Genomic DNA, 16,582 nt, shown 5'->3' with positions numbered 1-16,582 from the left:
TTTTTGCTTGTCGCAACGGTTCTGGCGATGATGGCTTCGTCCGCTTTCGCGGCGAAAAAGATCGGCGCGTTCAAGGCCGAGGATCTGGAAGGCGCGGCGCACGACGAGGCGCTCTTCCGGCAGGCGCCGCTGACGATGTTCAACGTCTGGGGCACGTTCTGTCCGCCCTGCCTGCACGAGATGCCCGATCTCGGCCGGCTGGCGAAGGAAATGGCCCCCGAAGGCGTGCAAATCGTCGGACTGCTCTACGACTGGTTCGATCCGGCCGGCCGCCGCAGCGAGAAACAGATCGCCAAGGCGAAGACGCTGGTGGAGCGCACCGGCGCCGATTACCTCCACCTGCTGCTCGACGACGGTCTGGCGCGGTATCTCGGCGACTTCAGCGCCATCCCGCAGACGTTCTTCGTGAACGGACGCGGCGAGATCGTCGGCGAGGCGACGGGCGCGCGGAGCGCCGCGCAGTGGCGGGAAATCATCCGCGAAATGCTGGCGAAGGCCAAATAATGAAAAGATACGGCGCGGGCTGGACGTGCCTGCTCGCCGGCGTCGCCCTGATCGCCGCCGGGCTGTGGCGCGGCGAGAACTTCGCCGTGTTCCAGAAAGCCGTCAAGATCTGTCTGGAGTGCGTGGGCATTGGCTAGCGGCCGGAAAAAGAGCGGCCGGCTGCGGCAGACCGTACAGCTGTTGTGGACGGCCACGACCAACGGCTATCTGGCCGGCTTTCTGAGAGGCAAGATCTACACGGGACCGCTGAAAAACGTCTGCGTCCCCGGCCTGAACTGCTATTCCTGCCCGGGAGCGCTGGGGGCCTGCCCGGTCGGCTCCTTCCAGGCCATGCTGACGGGATTCGAGCCGCGGCTGCCGCTGTACGTCGCGGGTTTTCTGTTCGCGTTCGGGGCGCTGCTGGGGCGCTTCGTCTGCGGCTGGCTCTGTCCGTTCGGGCTGGTCCAGGACCTGCTGTACAGGATCCCGCTCGGGCGCAAGCGGCTCAACCTGCCCGGCGACCGCACCCTGAGGCGGCTGAAATACGCCGTGCTGGCGCTGTTCGTCGTCATCCTGCCGCTGTTCGCGCGCGACGATCTGACCGGCGTCAGCTCCCCGTGGTTCTGCAAGTACATTTGTCCTTCGGGGACGCTGATGGGCGGCTGGACGCTGCTGAGCCTGAACGAAAGTCTGCGCGGCGCGGCCGGATGGCTGTTCACGTGGAAGAGCGCGCTGCTGACCGCGCTGCTCGTCCTGTCGGTGAAGTCGTTCCGCCCGTTCTGCAAATATCTGTGCCCCCTGGGGGCCTTTTACGGCTTCTTCAACCGCATCGCCCTGCTCCGTTACGGTTTCGACGAAAAAAAATGCGTCGCCTGCGGGCGCTGCGCCGCGTCCTGCCCGATGACGCTGAAGCTGCCGCAGGGCACCAACGGGGACGAATGCATCCGCTGCGGCCGGTGCGTAGACGTCTGCCCTACCGCCGCGCTGACGCCGCCGCTCGAACAAAGCCCGAGAGCGCGGCGCAAACCGTCGCCGGAACGTCCCTGAAAACCGGCGGCACAAATCCTCAAAAAAGCGAAGGCCCCGGAGGAACGGATTTTCCCCCCGGTGGCCTTCGCTTTTTTAAACCGCGCCGCAGCCCCTTGACAGAGCGCGCGCTTTTGCACTAGACTTTTTCACGTCGGACGGCTCTTCTCGGGCCGCCCAAGCAACGAACAGAAAGGAGGCGCGCCATGCCTCTCTCCATCGCCGAAACGGGTTTTACCGCCCTCGACATCGAAACCACCGGGCTGAGCCCCGCCTTGTGCGGCATCGTCGAGATCGCCGCGCTGAAAATCTTTCCCGACGGCTCGCAGCGGCATTTTCAAACGCTGGTCGATCCCGGACGCCCCATCCCGCGCGGCGTCTCCGCCATCCACGGCATCGACGACGCCATGGTCCGCGGCCAGCCCCGCGCGGCCGACGCCGTCGCCGCGCTCGTAAGCTTCGTGGGGCCGTCGCCGCTGGTGCTGCACAACGCGCCGTTCGACATGAGCTTTCTCAACCCCGTCGTGCGGCGGCAGCGGCTCCAATGGGACAGCCCCGCCGTCTTCGACACGCTCAAGTTGAGCCGCCAGGCCTTTCCCGGACTGAACAGCTACAGCCTCGAAAACCTGAGCCGCTTCTTCGACTTCGACGCCGGCGGCCACCACCGCGCGCTGGCCGACTGCCGCTACTGCGTCCAGCTCTTCGCGCGCATCCTGCGCAAGATCCGCGGGCTCGACATGGATTTCGCCGCGTTCGCCCGCGAATACGCCTCGTCCGCGCGATTGCTGGCCAGATAATACTATTTCTTGATAAAAGCACCCACATAGTTTTCTGGGCGCTGCAAGGGAGTTCAATCGCTCAGAACTCCCTCGACTGCTGTACAGCTCGCTTTGTGAATCTCCCTCGCAGCGCCTCTGCGTTCGGCATTTTAATTGAGAAATAGTATAAAACGACAAAAACACATGGGGAGAACGCCCGTGAACCGCGGCGTTCTCCCCATGTGTTTTCGGAATTCAGTCCCTGAAGCCACGCTCCTCGCGCGTGCCGGGGATCAGATTGTCCAGCAGACAGGCCGAAACGCCCGCCACCGCCATCGACGTCTTGCCGATCGCCCAGAGGATCTGGCCGGGAATGCCCCAGCCGAAGAACAGCTCCTTCTGCGCCTCCACCCAGCCCGGCAGCCCCAGCGCCATCAGGAAGGAAAAGCCGACGATCATCACGTTGCGCTGCTTCTGCATGTCGGCGCGGGTCAGCGCCTGGATGCCCAGCGCGCCGATGGTGCCGAACAGCGCGATGTAGCAGCCGCCGATGATCGGCGCAGGCAGCGTGGCCACGAGCGCGCCGAACTTGCCGACCATGCTCATGCCGATCAGCAGGATCGCGCCGACGCGCACCACCCAACGCGAAGCCACGCCCGTCAGGCCGATCAGGCCGATGTTCTCGGTGTAGCTCGTGCAGGCCACCGCGCCCGTCAGGCCGCCGAAGATGCAGCCCAGCCCCTCGGCGCGGATGCCCCGGCTGATCTGCTGCTCCGTCGGGTCGGGCAGTCCCGCCGCGTTGCAGACGTTGAAATAGTCGCCGATGCTCTCGAGGATGACGGAGAAGAAGCCCGCCAAGATCGCGCCGAACGCCACCAGGCTGAACTTCGGCATGCCCCAGGGCATGAAACCCGTGAACTGAAACCATTTGGCCGCGTTCACGTTGTCGAGACTGATATAGACGGGATGCCCCGGGTGGAACACGCCGGCGCGGCTCAGCGCGAAGCACGCTCCCCAGACGATGACCACGCTCAGAAGGACCGAGAAGATGTTGACGTAACGCCCCTTGACTTTCAGCCCGAACAGGAAAATCAGCGCCACGACCGTCAGCGAAGCCGGCCAGTACCCGGCGGCGTTGCCGCTGATCGCCGTGCCCGCCAGCGAGAAGCCGATCGCCATGATCGTCGTCCCTACCGTGATCGGGCCGACGAAGCGGCGGATCCTGCCGATCAGACCGAACTGCCCCAGCAGCACCAGGCACACGCCGCCGGAAATCAGCGCTCCGCCGATGTACTGCAAGATCACGCTCGTGCCCTGCGCCGAATAGATGCCGACGATCGTCATGATCGGCGGGATAAAGCTGAAGCTCGAGCCCTGCACGATCGGCAGCCCGGAGCCGAACGGGCTGGTCTGGATCAGCGTGCACACCCCCATGGCAAAATATACGCAGGAAATGAAAAACCCGATCTGCGCCGGCGTCATCCCCATCGCCGGACCGAAGATCAGCGGCACCAGCGTCGTCGCGCCGAACAACGTGAGCACGTGCTGCGCGCCCGCCAGCAGCAAAATCGGCAGAGACGGAACGTCGTCCACTCCATATACCAGTTCTTTCCGAGCCATCACACAAACACCTCCGGGTGAATTTTGTTCCTGCCGGAATTATAGCACAGAAAATGTAAAACCGGTTGCACGACATGCATAAACAATCCACCGATGAGACGCCCGCCGAAAAAGCCGCTTCGAGAGCGCCCCTTTCCAAAAAACACGGCAGGCCGCCGGGAGTGAATCCCGGCGGCCTGCCTGCAGACAACCTATTCGATTTCGATCAGTTTGCTCTGTTCGAGTTCCTTTTCGCTCTTCTTCGGGAAGGTCAGGCGCAGGATGCCGTCTTCCAGCTTGGCGCTGATGTCTTCCTTCTTGATGCTGTCACCCACGTAGAAGCTGCGCGAGCAGCTGCCCTCGTAGCGTTCCTGACGGATGAAGGCGCCCTTGGCGTCCTTCTCTTCCTTGGAGTGCTGCCTGACGGCGCTGATCGTCAGATAGCCGTTCTGCAGCTGGACGTTGACGTTTTCCTTTTTGAAGCCAGGCAGGTCGACGTCAACTTCATAATTGTTCTCCGTCTCGCGCACGTCGGTCTTCATCATGTTCCGCTCCCGGCGTCCGTACAGCGGGCTGCGGCGGAAGAAACCGTCGCTGAACACGTTTTCCAGTTCGTCAAACAGATTGTCGTTCCAAATGCTCGGTACCATCATCTTTATTTCCTCCTTGAGATCGGGCGGCCCCTGCGGGGTCCGCCTTCTATATTAACGATGCGGGAACGTCCGGAGGTCTTTCGCTTCATCGTTCCTCCTTCGTTCTGAGTGTATTATAGCACTCTTGTTAGCACTGTCAAGTGTCGAGTGCTAATTCATTTTAGATTGATATGGATGATTGATACGACTCCTTTTGATAGACTTAAGACAGGTCATGAAAGGTCAAAGTCAGCCTTGATTCAAAAAAATTTGCCGGTTTTTTGCCGGACGGAATACGCCGCTCGAAAAATTTTTCCCGCGCGATGCGCGCAAAAAAATTCCCGGAAGGCTGACAGCCTTCCGGGAATTTTTTTGCGCACGTTTTCTTCAGTTAGGACTGCGCGGGCGCGGCGTGAAGGATCTCCATGAACTCTTCGCCGGTGATGGTCTCGCGCTCGTAAAGCGCCTTGGCCAGATCGTCGAGCGTGCGGCGGTTGTCCGCCAGGATCGCGCGAGCTTTTTCGTGCTGCTCCCTGACGAGCGCCACGACCTTCCTGTCGATCAGCGACTGCGTCTCCGGCGCGCAGGCCAGCGAGGCGTCGCCGCCCAGATACTGGTTGGTCACCGTTTCCAGCGCCACCATGCCGAAATCGTCGCTCATGCCGTAGCGCGTGATCATGGCGCGGGCCAGCCTGGTGGCCTGCTCGATGTCGTTTGACGCGCCCGTGGTCACGGAGCCGAAGACGACTTCTTCGGCGGCGCGGCCGCCGGTGAGCGTGGCGATCTTGTTTTCCAGCTCTTCCTTGCTCATCAGGTAATGGTTGCCTTCCTCCACCTGCATGGTGTAGCCGAGGGCCCCCGACGTGCGCGGGATGATCGTGATCTTCTGCACGGGCGCGGAGTGGCTCTGCATGGCGGCGACCAGGGCGTGGCCGATCTCGTGGTAGGCGACGATCATCTTTTCCTTGTCGGTGAGGATGGCGTTCTTTTTCTGATAGCCGGCGATCACCACTTCGATGCTCTCTTCGAGGTCCGCCTGCGTGGCCTGTCCGCGATTGTCGCGCACGGCGCGCAGCGCCGCCTCGTTGACGATGTTGGCCAGCTCGGCGCCGGAAGCGCCGGAGGCCATGCGCGCCACCTTGTTGAAATCGACGCCCGGGTCGAGCTTGATCTTTTTGGCGTGCACCTTGAGGATGTCCTCGCGCCCCTTCAGGTCGGGGAGCTCCACGGGCACGCGGCGGTCGAAGCGGCCGGGGCGCGTCAGCGCCGGGTCGAGCGATTCGGGGCGGTTCGTGGCGGCGAGGATGATCACGCCGGTGTTGTCCTCGAAGCCGTCCATCTCCGTGAGCAGCTGGTTGAGCGTCTGCTCGCGCTCGTCGTTGCCCATCACGTTGCCGCTGCGCTTCGTGCCGATGGCGTCGATCTCGTCGATGAAGACGATACAGGGCGCTTTTTCCTTGGCCTGCTTGAACAGGTCGCGCACCTTCGAGGCCCCCATGCCCACGAACATCTCCACGAATTCGGAGCCGGACATCGAGAAGAACGGCACGTTCGATTCGCCGGCCACGGCCTTGGCCAGCATGGTCTTGCCGGTGCCGGGCGGCCCGACGAGCAGGATGCCCTTGGGCATCTTCGCGCCGATGTCGCGGTAGCGCCCGGGATTGTGCAGGTACTCGACGATCTCCGCCAGGTTTTCCTTGGCCTCGTCCTCGCCGGCCACGTCGGCGAACTTGATGCCCTCGGTGGACTTCACGTAGACGCGGGCCTTGCTCTTGCCCATGCCGAACATCATCGAGTCGCCGCCCATGCGGTTCATGAGCTTCTTCTGCATGTACTGGCCCAGCCCCCAGAAGAGCAGCAGCGGCACCACCCACGACAGCAGCATGCTGACGATCGGCGACGCCTGTTCGACGATCTCGCTCGAGAACTTCGCCCCCGACTGATAGAGGCGTTCCGTGCGCCCGGGATCGTCCATCAGCCCCGTGCGGTAGACTTTTTTGCCCTCGGCGTCGGTGAAGAGGATCTGGTTCTCCTCGATGTTGACCCGGCCGATCTTTTTCTCTTCGGTCATTTTGATGAACGCGCCGTAGTCCACCTCGTCGATCTGCGCGCGCATCAGCCACGGCTTGGCCAGCAGGTTGAACAGCATCAGCACGAGCATGGCGATCGCGTAATAATAGAGCAGCGGCTTTCTGGGATTTTTGATTTCGTCCACAGCGTTTCCCCCTTTATGTGAGAATGTCGATTGTCTTTCATTATACTCGCAAAAACGACCGCGTCAGTGACGAAATCACCGATCTTTATCAGCTGCCGCCCTCCGCAAAAGCGAGCTGCGCAGACCGAACGGCGGCCGAGATCGTCCTGAGCGGCTGGACTCCCTCGCAGCGCCCAGCAAGCTCTGTTCATGCTTTTTGTCAAGAAACAGTATCGGCTTCCCGTCACGCCCGCTCGCGGAAAATCCAGCGCTTGCTGAAAACGTAGTTGAGCGCCGTGACGAACACGTTGTCGCCGATTTTCACCCACATGTCCGGCCAGCCCAGCTTCTCGGCGAACAGCCACATCATGCCCACGTCGAGCAGGCCGGAAAACAGGCGCGCCGCCACGAAGGCCGACAGCTCGCGCCCCAGCGCCGCCAGGCCGCGCGTGCGGCTGCGAAAAACCCAGAGCTTGTTGGTCACGAACGCGAACAGCACCGCCAGCCCCCAGGCCCAGGCCGTCGCCGCCGTCACGCCCATTCCCAGCCAGCGCGTCAGCGCGTAGTAGCTGACGTAGTTGACTATCGTCGTCAGCACGCCGAAGAACAGGTAGCCGGCGACTTCCCGGAATCGTTCCCGTTCCGTCTCAGTCATGCCGCGCCTCCCTGCGTTCCGGGGACGTTTCGTCAGTCACGTTGCTTTCGGCCACGACGTAGAGCGGGCGCCCTTTGGTCTCCATGAAGACGCGGCCGAGATACTCGCCGATGACGCCCAGTCCCAGCAGCTGCACGCCGCCGAAAAAGAGGATGCCGCAGAACAGCGAGGGGTAGCCGGGCACGGGATTGCCCCACACCGCCGTGCGGATCAGGAACCAGCAGAACGAAAGCAGCGCCACGGCGGCGCTGAGCGCGCCGAGGATCGTGGCCAGACGCAGCGGCGCCGTCGTGAACGAGGTGATGCCGTCCAGGGCCAGGTTGAGCAGGCGGAAGAAACCGAACTTGCTCGCGCCGTGCAGGCGCGGTTCCTGGTCGACGGGCACGGCTTTCTTTTTGAAGCCGATCCAGCTGTACAGGCTTTTCATGTTGCGCTGATGTTCGGGCATTCGCCGCAGCACCGCCAGCGCCCGGGCGCTGAGCAGGCGGAAATCGCCGGCGTCCATCTGGATGGGGATGCGCGTCGAGCGCGCCAGCACGTGATAGTACAGTTTCGCCGTCAGCTTTTTGAAGGCCGACTCGCCGCCGCGCGTGCGGCGCTGGGCGTACACGTCGTCGTAGCCTTCGAACCAGCCCTCGATCAGCTTCGGGATCAGCTCCGGCGGATGCTGCAGGTCGGCGTCCATGAAGATGACGCCGTCGCCGCGCGCATGATCGATGGCTGCCGACAGGGCGATCTCCTTGCCGAAGTTGCGCGAAAAGCTCAGGTAACGCACGCGGGCGTCCTGCGCCGCCAGGGCGCGCACGACGTCCAGCGAGGCGTCGGTGCTGCCGTCGTCCACGAAAAGCAGCTCGAAGTCGCAGTTTTCCACGTCGCCGACGACGCGGCAGAGGCGCCCGTACAACGCCCGCAGGTTCTCCTGCTCGTTGTAAAACGGCACCGCCACGGAAAACAGCGGCCGTTTTCCCCGTCTCTTCTCGGTCATGCCTATCGCTCCTTTCGCACCGGCCGCCGCCGTTAAAATTTGACGACGACAGCCTCGTCCACGACCCTGATCGAGCCTTCGAGAGGATAGCGCGGCATGGCCATCACTTCGGGCAGCTTTTCGAAGGATTCCACGTTCTCGATGACGATCGGCGAATAATCGCACCACATGCGCATGAAGTTTTTCCACGCGTAGTTGTTGATCAGCGGCGACTTCTCGTTGAACAGGTAGGGAATCAGACGGATGCGTTCGAATTCCGGGATCACGGGCGCGTTGAAATCCTGTTTGGCGTCTTCGTTCAGAAAAGCCACGGGCAGGTAGGGCGAATAGCCGGGCACGCTCTCGATGCGCGCCGCCAGCCGCGTGAAGTAGCTGATCGCCTGATTCTGCAAAAAGTTGGCCTTGAAATAACAGATGTTGGAGAAATGGCAGTACAGCACCGTCACGCAGAACATCAGCAACATGCCGCCGCGGTAGATCCAGCGCGGATAATGGAGGCGGTCCAGCGCAGCGTTCTCCAGCAGGCAGATGAAGCCCACGAAGACGAAGACTTTGGAGTAGACCATGAGCGAGTGGATCATCTTCACGTCCACCATGACGTGGATGAAATTGACCGCCAGCGGCAGCAGCGCCAGCGTCAGCAGGAATTCGAGGCCGCGGCGCGGTTTGCGCCGGAACAGCTGAGCGGCCCGGTCCAGCCCGAGCAGAACGCCGAACCACAGCACGGCCTGATAGAGCCAGCGCAGCGACGCCGTGGGATACATGTCGCGCATCTTCATCGGCGGCGGCAGGAAGAACTCGCGGTAAGCCCGCGCCGCGCGGTCGAGATATTCGCTCCAGCCGCCGAAGCCGAACGTGTTGATGCTCTCGTAATCGGAAAGCTGCGCGCCCGCGGCCTTCAGGCTGAACCAGTTCACCGCCAGGTACAGCGCCATGAACAGCGCGCAGGCCAGCACCAGAGAAAGCCCCTTGTAAAAGAAATCGAAGCGCCGCGCCGAGGCGTCGTCATGCAGACTCATCATCATGTGCAGCAGCATCACGCTGAGCACGATGGGGATGCAGGACTGATACACGCCCACCGCGCAGGCCGCCAGCACGCAGCCCGCCGGCAGCCGGTACCAGTGCCGCCGGTCGCCGTCGCAGATCAGCCAGGCGCCGGCCACAGCCAGGTCGAGACCGATCATGTAATAGGGCACCGTGTACATGTACCCCATCATCGCCGTCACGACCGGAAAGGCCACCATCACGCCCGCCAGCAGCACGCAGCTGTAAACGCGCCGCAGCCGGAAGATTCTCGCCGTCATGCAGGCCGCCAGCCCGACCAGAATCAGCGTCAGCAGGCCGTTGAAAAGCGGCAGGCTGTAGAGGCTGCCGCCGAAAACGAACTCGGTGACGCGCTTCAGCACCTCGAGCATCCACCGTCCCGACGTCACCGTGGCGCCGAGGCCGAAGCCCAGCTTGGCGTCGTCGTGGAACGAAAATTTATTGAGCAGCATCATGCCGTGCGCGAAAAGCCCCCAGAGCAGCGTGCTGAGGAGGATCAGACGGCAGGGATTCTTCGACTGTTCCATGGCAAAAGTCCTCGCTTTTCTTGAAATACCCTTCTCGAACGGGTCGGGATATTATACTCCCCGGCGAGCCGGGAGACAAAGCGCCGCTTCCCATGCCCTTCCTTTCGGTTCGGCCGGAGGCGGCGCTTTGGCCGCGCGACTATCGCAGATACTCCGGCAGCGCCGCAAGGTCGCAGTCGCGCCATTCGAGGCGGTGCGCCGCAAAAGCCGCCGTATACTTCAGCCCGCTGCCCGTCATCACCAGCACGGCGCTCTCGCCCTCCGCCACGATGCCGGCCGCGCGGGCCCGGCGCAGGACCGCCAGCGGCACGCAGGACGCCGGCTGGCCAAACAGGCCGCAACGGGCCAGGTCGGCCTGGGCGCGGACGATCTCGCCTTCGTCCGCCGTCATCGCCGCGCCGCCGAGACGGCGCAGCTCCGCCAGCACGCGGTTGCCGCTGGGCGGAAACGGATTGTCGATGGCGTGGGCGATCGTCTCGTTGTCGGGGAATCGGCTGATCCGCGCCGCGCCGGCGGCGAAGGCCGCGGCGACGGGCGCGACGCGGGCCGTCTGCGCGCAGATGAACCGCGGCAGGCGGTCGGTCAGCCCCGCGCGCCGCAGATCCTCGAAGCCGTTGATAATGCCGCGCAGGTTTCCGCCCGCGCTCACCGGCACGATCACCCAGTCGGGGACGCGGAAGCCGCGCTCTTCGGCGATCTCGTAGGCGATCGTGCGCGATCCGGCGACGCGAAACGGCACGTCGGAGTTCATGAAGTAGATGCCGCGCTCGGCGCCGAGGCGCAGGCTTTCGCGGTACAGCGCGTCGTACGGGCCGGCGACGCGCAGCAGACGCGGGCCGTAGATGGCGATCGGCGCCAGCTTCTCGTCGGCGACGTTGCCTTTGACGATAATGAAGGCCTCCATGCCCGCCGCCGCGGCGTACGCCGCCACCGAGGCCGCCATGTTGCCCGAAGAGACCGTGCCGACTTTCGCATAGCTGAGCGCCCGCGCGTGGGCGACACAGGCCGCCGTGCCGCGGTCCTTGAACGACCAGGTGGGGTTGGCGCTCTCGTTTTTGACCGCCAGCTCGGCCAGGCCGAGCTCCTGGGCCAGCGCCTCGAGCTTTACGAGCGGCGTGCCGCCCTCGCCCAGCGAGCGCCACTCGTCCGCCGCAAACGGATAGAACGCCGCGTAGCGACGCGATTGACATCTTTCGTTCGTGTCGATGCCGGCCCCGTCCCACGCCAGATCGAGCGGTTCGCCGCAGGCGCAGCGAAATGGCGCCCGCTCCGCGCCGTACTCGGCGCCGCAGGTTTTGCACCGCAGAAGAGCTTTTTTCATGAAAAACACCCCGTTCCGACAGAAAGATAAAATCATCTTACCACAAAGATCCTGCAAAAAAATATGATTTCATGAGCTTTGCCAGTTGATTTTTCTCCGTTTTCAAGTTTAAATATATGGTTGAGGCAGTTGTGCGTACATACAGCGCCAAAACCACCGCATGAAGACAGACAGTCCGGCTCGCGCCGGCCGTTTTCCAGCGAAAAAGCAGGAGGTACATGCAGATGTCAGCCGACCGTGAGGATCTCAAAAAAGAAAAACCGCAGCCCCATGGGCTGAGGAAACTCGCGCCCAACGATTTCGACGAGGAAATGAACGCCATCAAAAACGGCCTTCACCACGTCGCCGAGAAGTTCCACAAGAACGCTCCCGTCGCCGAGGGGCGCCCCGTTCCCGTAGACCAGCTGGGCAAACGTTCGGCCGCGCAGACGTTCGCCGCGATCGGGCACCTGATCAAAAGCGCCTTGCCCGACGCAGCCGAGCGCAGCGCCCGGGCCCACGCCGGCAAAAAAGAGAAGCTCGTCGTCGACTTCGAAGAGGAAGAGACGCCGTGCGAAGAAACGAGCCGCGATGAACAGAGCGTCGCTCCGCAAAAGCTCCCCGCGGCGGCGAACAAGACGAAAGAAATCCTGAAGAGCGGCGCGCTGCGCCTTGCCAGCGAGAAGAACCGCGAGATGGGACGCATCGCCGCCGGAGCGGCCGCCGAAGGGTTCGGCACGGCGTTCTACGGCGTCGCCGAGGGGGCGCGTGCCCTTCGCCGTGCCGTCGAAAACAGGTTTCCCAAGGCGAACAGAATCTTCCACGCCGTCGGCATCGCCCTCGGCACGTCGCTCAGCGCCGCCGGCAAAGTCGCCCGGGCGGCCGGCAAAGGGCTCGTCTCGGTCGGTCGCGGCGCCGGAGAGAAGCTGAAAGACCTCAAAGACTCGGGAGCCTTCGAGAACGCGAAAGACAAACTCGGCCAGAGCGCGTCCAGCGCCATGCAGGAACTTTCGCGGAAGGGCAAAAACGCCGGCGAGCGCCTCGGCAAAGCCGCCTCGGGCGCCGCGACGGGATTGAAGGAAGCCGCCCGGAACGCCGGCGAGCGTCTGGGGGCCCTCAAGGAAAAGGCCGACGCCAAACGCGAAGAGCGCCGCGCCGCCCGCGAAGCCGAGGGGACGCTCAGCGCCGGAGAGAAACTGAAAGCCCTCTCCGAAAAAGCGGCCAGCCGATTCAAAAGCATGCGCGGCGAGCTTTCCGAGAAGGCCAGGAAAATCGCCGCAAACGCCAAGAGCACGCTGCACCGCGACCACGCCGAACGCCCCGGCCGCGACGAAGGGAACGCCGGCGAGGAAAAACAGCCCGGCAAGAGCGCGCCGCTGGGCGAAAAACTTCGCGGCTGGAAGGACAAAGTGACGCTCGGCGCCAAGGATTTGGCCGCGAAGGCAAAAAGCCGCTTCGACGCTCTGCGCGTTCCCGAAGAGGAAACGCCCGAGGATCCGCCCGCGCCGCAAATTCCCGCCGTTCCCCCGCAGCCTCGGCAGCCCGTCTCCCCGGCGGACGACGTCAACGACTATACCGCCGAAGAGACCATCGCTCCCGACATGTTCCGCCAGAAGGACGACGAGAAACAAAACTGAGAACCGCCGCTCGCAGGCCCCGCCGTCGGGGCCTGTTTTTTATGCCGCGGCGCGCGGAACCGTTTCTCCGCGCGCCGCGGGCAGAAAAGCCCGCAAGCATTTTTCCCGTTTCTTTGTTATACTTATTTTTGGTCCCCCGAGCGCGTTCCGAAGGGGGGACGTCAGATTGCATACTCCTGCGGAGGTGACATCGTGGCTTCGAATTATTCCCAAAAGGTCAAAGGGCTGAAGCGCGGCGCCAACATGGCCGGCAAGCTGCACAAGTATTTTTTCTGGATCCTGCTCGGATTCCTGACGCTGGTTTCCGGCTCGGCCTATCTGTACTGGAAGCTGGAACGCGGCGGCGAGGGCAGCGTCTTCGAAGCCCTGTGGACGATCCTGTTCACGCTGATCGGCCAGGGCGAGTTCGCCAACAACCCTCACACGATGGTCGGGCGCGTGATCGTCTTCGCGCTCTCCATCGTCGGCATTTCCGTGCTCGGCGTCGTGCTGTCGGAAGTGCTCACGCGCGTGATGAAGTACAATCTCAAGAACATGCTCGGACTGAACGCGTGCAGATACGAGGGGCACACGATCTTCTGCGGCTGGAACGGCCGCGCCGAGCTCGTGCTGAAGGAACTTGCCGCCTCGGGACGGCAGGTCGCCGTGCTGACTCGCGCCAAGCCGGCGGAACTGTCGCATTACGACGTATTTTTCGTCGCCGGCGAACCGACCAACGAGGCGCGCCTGATCCAGGCCGGCATCGAAAAAGCCGAGTCGGCGATCGTCTTCGCCGAACCGCAGCCCCGACTGACGAACGACGACCTCGACGCGCACACCGTGCTCACCGCCCTCGCGGTCGAGTCGCTGCGCCCCGAGATCTACACGGTCGTCGAGCTGCTCGATCCCGCCAACGAGCGCCACGCCCGCCGCGCCCACGTGGACGACATCGTCTACTGCGAAAGCACGCTGGCCGACATCGTCGCCGCCTGCGCCTCACAGCAGGGCATCAGCTCGTTCATCGGCGACATCCTCACTTATTCCGACAGCGGCTCGGCCCTTCGCGCTGCCGACATCGAACCGCAGTGGGAGAATCGGACCACCGGCGAGCTGTTCGCGGCCATGCAGGCCGACGGCGAACTGCCGCTGGGCGTCATGACGCCCGACGCCTCTTCCGGAGCGGAACGCTGGCGCCACGAGATCAACCCGCCGGCGTCCAGGCCCGTCAGGCTGCCCATGCGCGTCGTGTTCATCTCGAAAAACAGCGGGAAGTAAAGGGAGGCCTTCACCCATGACCGAAATCTTCGTCAACATCCCCCAAGGACACACGCTCATCTGCGGCTGGAACTCCCACGCGCTCAAGGTGCTCAGGGAACTCGAAGCCTCCGGGCAACCCGTTGTCGTCGTCGCCCGCAGGCGTCCCGAAGAGCTGAAAAACAGCGCCGTGCCGGTCGTCGAAGGCGACATCTCCGACGACGAAACGCTCAAGAGGGCCGGCGTCGAGACCGCCACGGCCGCCATCATCCTCGCCGAGAACGTCGGCTCTCTGCCGGCCGACACCGTCGACGCCCGCTCGATCCTCACGGCGCTGGCCGTCGAATCGCTGCATCCGGAGATCTACTCCGTGCTGGAAATCATCAATCCCGAAAACGAACGCCATGCCCACAACGCCAACGTGGACAACGTGGTCTACTGCAATCGTCTGATCGCCAATTACATCGCGCTCTGCGCTTCGCAGCGGGGCATCTCCGACTTCGCCAACGACCTCTTCAGCCATTCCGACGACCGTTCCAGCCTGAACACGATGGATCTCGATCCCAAATGGCAGGGCAGGAGCATCGGCGAAATCTTCGCGGCCGTCCGCGCGCAGGGCGACCTGCCGCTCGGCGTCATGCGCCGCGACGACAACGATTCGCGCCAAGTCTGGCGTCACGAGATCAACCCCGCCGCGGGGACGAAAGCGGAGCTGCCGATGAAAGTCATTTACATCAGCTGCGAGAAACCGGGACAAAACAACGGAGAGCGCTGAAGCGCTCCCCGAAGGCGCACAACGAAAAATGCGTGATGATCGGGCCCGATCATCACGCATTTTTCGTTGTGCGCCCGCGGAGCTCCGCGCCGCTTGCAGCCATTCGCCATTTTCCGCGCAGAGACGGCGAGCCATACTATTTCTTAATTAAAAAGCCGAACGTAAGAGCGCTGCAGGGGAGATTCACAAAGCGAGCCGCGCGGCAGTCGAGGCAGTTCTGAGCGACTGAACTCCCCCGCAGCCCCCGAAAACTATGCTAATACTTTCTATCAAGAATTAGTATTAATAGGTGACGAGATGGCCCATCTTGTGCTCTTTCGTCTGAAGGTAGAACAGGTCGTTGGCGGTGGCGGGCATCTGGATGGGGACGCGCGCGGCGATCTCCAGGCCGAAATCCGCCAGCCCTTCGATCTTCTTCGGATTGTTGGTGAGCAGGCGCAGCGTGCGCACGCCGAGGTCGCGCAGGATCTGCGCGCCGATGTAGTACTCGCGCTGGTCTTCTTCGAAGCCGAGAGCCAGGTTGGCTTCGACGGTGTCCAGGCCGCGGTCCTGCAGCGCGTAGGCGCGCAGCTTGTTGAGCAGGCCGATGCCGCGTCCTTCCTGGCGCAGGTAAAGCATGACGCCGCGCCCTTCCGCGGCGATCTGCGTCATGGCGGCGGCGAACTGCTGGCCGCAGTCGCAGCGCAGCGAGCCGAACGTGTCGCCGGTCAGGCATTCGGAGTGGACGCGGCAGAGCACGTCGCGCCCGTCGCCCACGTCGCCCATGACGAGCGCGACGTGATGCTCGCCGTTGAGGCGGTTGCGATAGCCGTAGGCCGTGAAGAAGCCGTACTTGGTGGGCATCTTCGTCGTCGCCACGCGCTCGACGAACGTTTCATGACGCTTGCGGTATTCCTGGATGGCGCGGATGGTGATGAATTTCAGGCCCCACTCTTTCGCCTTCTCCGCCAGCTCGGGAGCGCGCATCATCCCGCCGTCGTCGCGCATCACTTCGCAGCAGAGGCCGCACTCTTTCAGCCCGGCGAGGCGCAGCAGGTCCACCGTGGCTTCGGTGTGTCCGTTGCGTTCGAGCACGCCGTTCGGCCGGGCCAGCAGCGGGAACATGTGGCCGGGGCGGCGGAAGTCTTCCGGCTTGGCGTCGTCGCCCACGCAGGCGCGGGCAGTGACGCCGCGTTCGACGGCGGAGATGCCCGTGGCGGTGGAAATATGGTCGATGGAGACGGTAAAGGCCGTGTAGTGGTTGTCGGTGTTGCTCTCGACCATCTGCGGCAGGCCGAGGCGTTTCACGTAGGCCGCGCTCATGGGCATGCAGATCAGGCCGCGCGCGAAGCGGGCCATGAAGTTGACGTTTTCGGTGCCGGCGAACTGGGCGGCGCAGATCATGTCGCCTTCGTTCTCGCGATTCTCGTCGTCGGCGACGAGGACGATCTTGCCGGCGCGCAGTTCGGCGGCGGCTTCTTCAACGGTGTTGTACTGGATCACGTCGGATTCCTCCCTCTGGAAATCATCAGGGCCGTCGTTTGGCTACGAAAAAAAAGGCTCTGAAACGCGCGGGGCATTTCAGAGCCGGGATCCCGGGACAACGGCGGAACTCGCTTCTTCCATCCAGACTGTACTGTCGGCTTCGGAATCTCACCGAATCATGCCTTGCGGCTCGCGGGCTTTACCGCCGGTAGGGACTTTCACCCTGCCCTGAAGTTCGATTGTGATGGTGCGAAAAGAATCATACTCCTC

General features: G+C 63.2%; 15 protein-coding genes and 1 riboswitch. Of the genes, 7 read left to right on the top strand and 8 right to left on the bottom strand.

What is annotated here, in order from left to right; all coding sequences use genetic code 11:
- The first annotated feature begins 3 nt into the window (after positions 1 to 3).
- From B0D78_RS05990 to B0D78_RS05980, 4 genes are all read left to right on the top strand, one after another.
- Positions 4 to 504, top strand: coding sequence for a TlpA family protein disulfide reductase (locus B0D78_RS05990; protein ID WP_205948267.1), 501 nt, complete (start codon positions 4 to 6; stop codon positions 502 to 504).
- Complete coding sequence (locus B0D78_RS12800; protein ID WP_168170022.1) at positions 504 to 641, top strand: CD1871A family CXXC motif-containing protein; 138 nt, start codon at positions 504 to 506, stop codon at positions 639 to 641. Before B0D78_RS05990 ends, B0D78_RS12800 begins: the two co-directional genes overlap by 1 nt.
- On the top strand, positions 634 to 1,530 hold the full coding sequence (locus tag B0D78_RS05985) for a 4Fe-4S binding protein (protein ID WP_078016076.1): 897 nt from the start codon (positions 634 to 636) through the stop codon (positions 1,528 to 1,530). The genes B0D78_RS12800 and B0D78_RS05985 overlap by 8 nt, the downstream gene beginning before the upstream one ends.
- 185 nt (positions 1,531 to 1,715) lie before the next feature.
- Positions 1,716 to 2,306, top strand: coding sequence for a 3'-5' exonuclease (locus B0D78_RS05980; RefSeq protein WP_078016075.1), 591 nt, complete (start codon positions 1,716 to 1,718; stop codon positions 2,304 to 2,306).
- A 216-nt stretch (positions 2,307 to 2,522) separates the two neighbouring features.
- On the opposite strand, the gene B0D78_RS05975 is transcribed toward B0D78_RS05980, so the two are convergent.
- From B0D78_RS05975 to thrC, 7 genes are all read right to left on the bottom strand, one after another.
- Positions 2,523 to 3,887, bottom strand: a complete 1,365-nt coding sequence (locus tag B0D78_RS05975; protein WP_078016074.1) for a uracil-xanthine permease family protein — start codon at positions 3,885 to 3,887, stop codon at positions 2,523 to 2,525.
- A 191-nt stretch (positions 3,888 to 4,078) separates the two neighbouring features.
- Entirely contained in the window at positions 4,079 to 4,516 is a 438-nt protein-coding gene (locus B0D78_RS05970; protein ID WP_233543456.1) for an Hsp20/alpha crystallin family protein, read from the bottom strand.
- Between the two features lie 373 nt (positions 4,517 to 4,889).
- Positions 4,890 to 6,713, bottom strand: coding sequence for an ATP-dependent zinc metalloprotease FtsH (gene ftsH / locus B0D78_RS05965; RefSeq protein WP_078016072.1), 1,824 nt, complete (start codon positions 6,711 to 6,713; stop codon positions 4,890 to 4,892).
- Between the two features lie 223 nt (positions 6,714 to 6,936).
- Complete coding sequence (locus tag B0D78_RS05960) at positions 6,937 to 7,347, bottom strand: GtrA family protein (RefSeq protein WP_078016071.1); 411 nt, start codon at positions 7,345 to 7,347, stop codon at positions 6,937 to 6,939.
- A complete protein-coding gene (locus tag B0D78_RS05955; RefSeq protein ID WP_078016070.1) occupies positions 7,340 to 8,332 on the bottom strand; it encodes a glycosyltransferase family 2 protein in 993 nt (330 codons plus the stop codon). The genes B0D78_RS05960 and B0D78_RS05955 overlap by 8 nt, the downstream gene beginning before the upstream one ends.
- 32 nt (positions 8,333 to 8,364) lie before the next feature.
- Positions 8,365 to 9,903, bottom strand: a complete 1,539-nt coding sequence (locus tag B0D78_RS05950; protein ID WP_078016069.1) for a glucosyltransferase domain-containing protein — start codon at positions 9,901 to 9,903, stop codon at positions 8,365 to 8,367.
- A 139-nt stretch (positions 9,904 to 10,042) separates the two neighbouring features.
- Complete coding sequence (gene thrC, locus B0D78_RS05945; RefSeq protein WP_078016068.1) at positions 10,043 to 11,224, bottom strand: threonine synthase; 1,182 nt, start codon at positions 11,222 to 11,224, stop codon at positions 10,043 to 10,045.
- A gap of 224 nt (positions 11,225 to 11,448) precedes the next feature.
- Here thrC and B0D78_RS05940 point away from each other — a divergent pair, with 224 nt between their 5' ends.
- From B0D78_RS05940 to B0D78_RS05930, 3 genes are all read left to right on the top strand, one after another.
- Entirely contained in the window at positions 11,449 to 12,840 is a 1,392-nt protein-coding gene (locus B0D78_RS05940; protein WP_078016067.1) for a hypothetical protein, read from the top strand.
- Between the two features lie 192 nt (positions 12,841 to 13,032).
- The gene (locus B0D78_RS05935) at positions 13,033 to 14,094 is read left to right on the top strand and encodes a potassium channel family protein (protein WP_078016066.1); all 1,062 of its coding nucleotides are present in this window, start codon (positions 13,033 to 13,035) and stop codon (positions 14,092 to 14,094) included.
- A gap of 16 nt (positions 14,095 to 14,110) precedes the next feature.
- Positions 14,111 to 14,848, top strand: coding sequence for a potassium channel family protein (locus tag B0D78_RS05930; protein ID WP_078016065.1), 738 nt, complete (start codon positions 14,111 to 14,113; stop codon positions 14,846 to 14,848).
- 282 nt (positions 14,849 to 15,130) lie between these two features.
- On the opposite strand, the gene B0D78_RS05925 is transcribed toward B0D78_RS05930, so the two are convergent.
- A complete protein-coding gene (locus B0D78_RS05925; protein ID WP_078016064.1) occupies positions 15,131 to 16,330 on the bottom strand; it encodes a bifunctional 3,4-dihydroxy-2-butanone-4-phosphate synthase/GTP cyclohydrolase II in 1,200 nt (399 codons plus the stop codon).
- 107 nt (positions 16,331 to 16,437) lie between these two features.
- A riboswitch (FMN riboswitch) is annotated at positions 16,438 to 16,552 on the bottom strand.
- Positions 16,553 to 16,582 lie beyond the last annotated feature (30 nt).

The organism is Pyramidobacter sp. C12-8, assembly GCF_002007215.1.
Classification (GTDB): Bacteria; Synergistota; Synergistia; order Synergistales; family Dethiosulfovibrionaceae; genus Pyramidobacter.
This window is presented reverse-complemented; position numbering and strand designations above follow the sequence as displayed.

Coding starts and splice junctions, on each gene's coding strand:
- B0D78_RS12800 (WP_168170022.1), top strand. CDS start 504: ATGAAAAGATACGGCGCGGGCTGGACGTGCCTGCTCGCCGGCGTCGCC.
- B0D78_RS05980 (WP_078016075.1), top strand. CDS start 1,716: ATGCCTCTCTCCATCGCCGAAACGGGTTTTACCGCCCTCGACATCGAA.
- B0D78_RS05975 (WP_078016074.1), bottom strand. CDS start 3,887: ATGGCTCGGAAAGAACTGGTATATGGAGTGGACGACGTTCCGTCTCTG.
- B0D78_RS05970 (WP_233543456.1), bottom strand. CDS start 4,516: ATGGTACCGAGCATTTGGAACGACAATCTGTTTGACGAACTGGAAAAC.
- B0D78_RS05960 (WP_078016071.1), bottom strand. CDS start 7,347: ATGACTGAGACGGAACGGGAACGATTCCGGGAAGTCGCCGGCTACCTG.
- B0D78_RS05955 (WP_078016070.1), bottom strand. CDS start 8,332: ATGACCGAGAAGAGACGGGGAAAACGGCCGCTGTTTTCCGTGGCGGTG.
- B0D78_RS05950 (WP_078016069.1), bottom strand. CDS start 9,903: ATGGAACAGTCGAAGAATCCCTGCCGTCTGATCCTCCTCAGCACGCTG.
- thrC (WP_078016068.1), bottom strand. CDS start 11,224: ATGAAAAAAGCTCTTCTGCGGTGCAAAACCTGCGGCGCCGAGTACGGC.
- B0D78_RS05940 (WP_078016067.1), top strand. CDS start 11,449: ATGTCAGCCGACCGTGAGGATCTCAAAAAAGAAAAACCGCAGCCCCAT.
- B0D78_RS05930 (WP_078016065.1), top strand. CDS start 14,111: ATGACCGAAATCTTCGTCAACATCCCCCAAGGACACACGCTCATCTGC.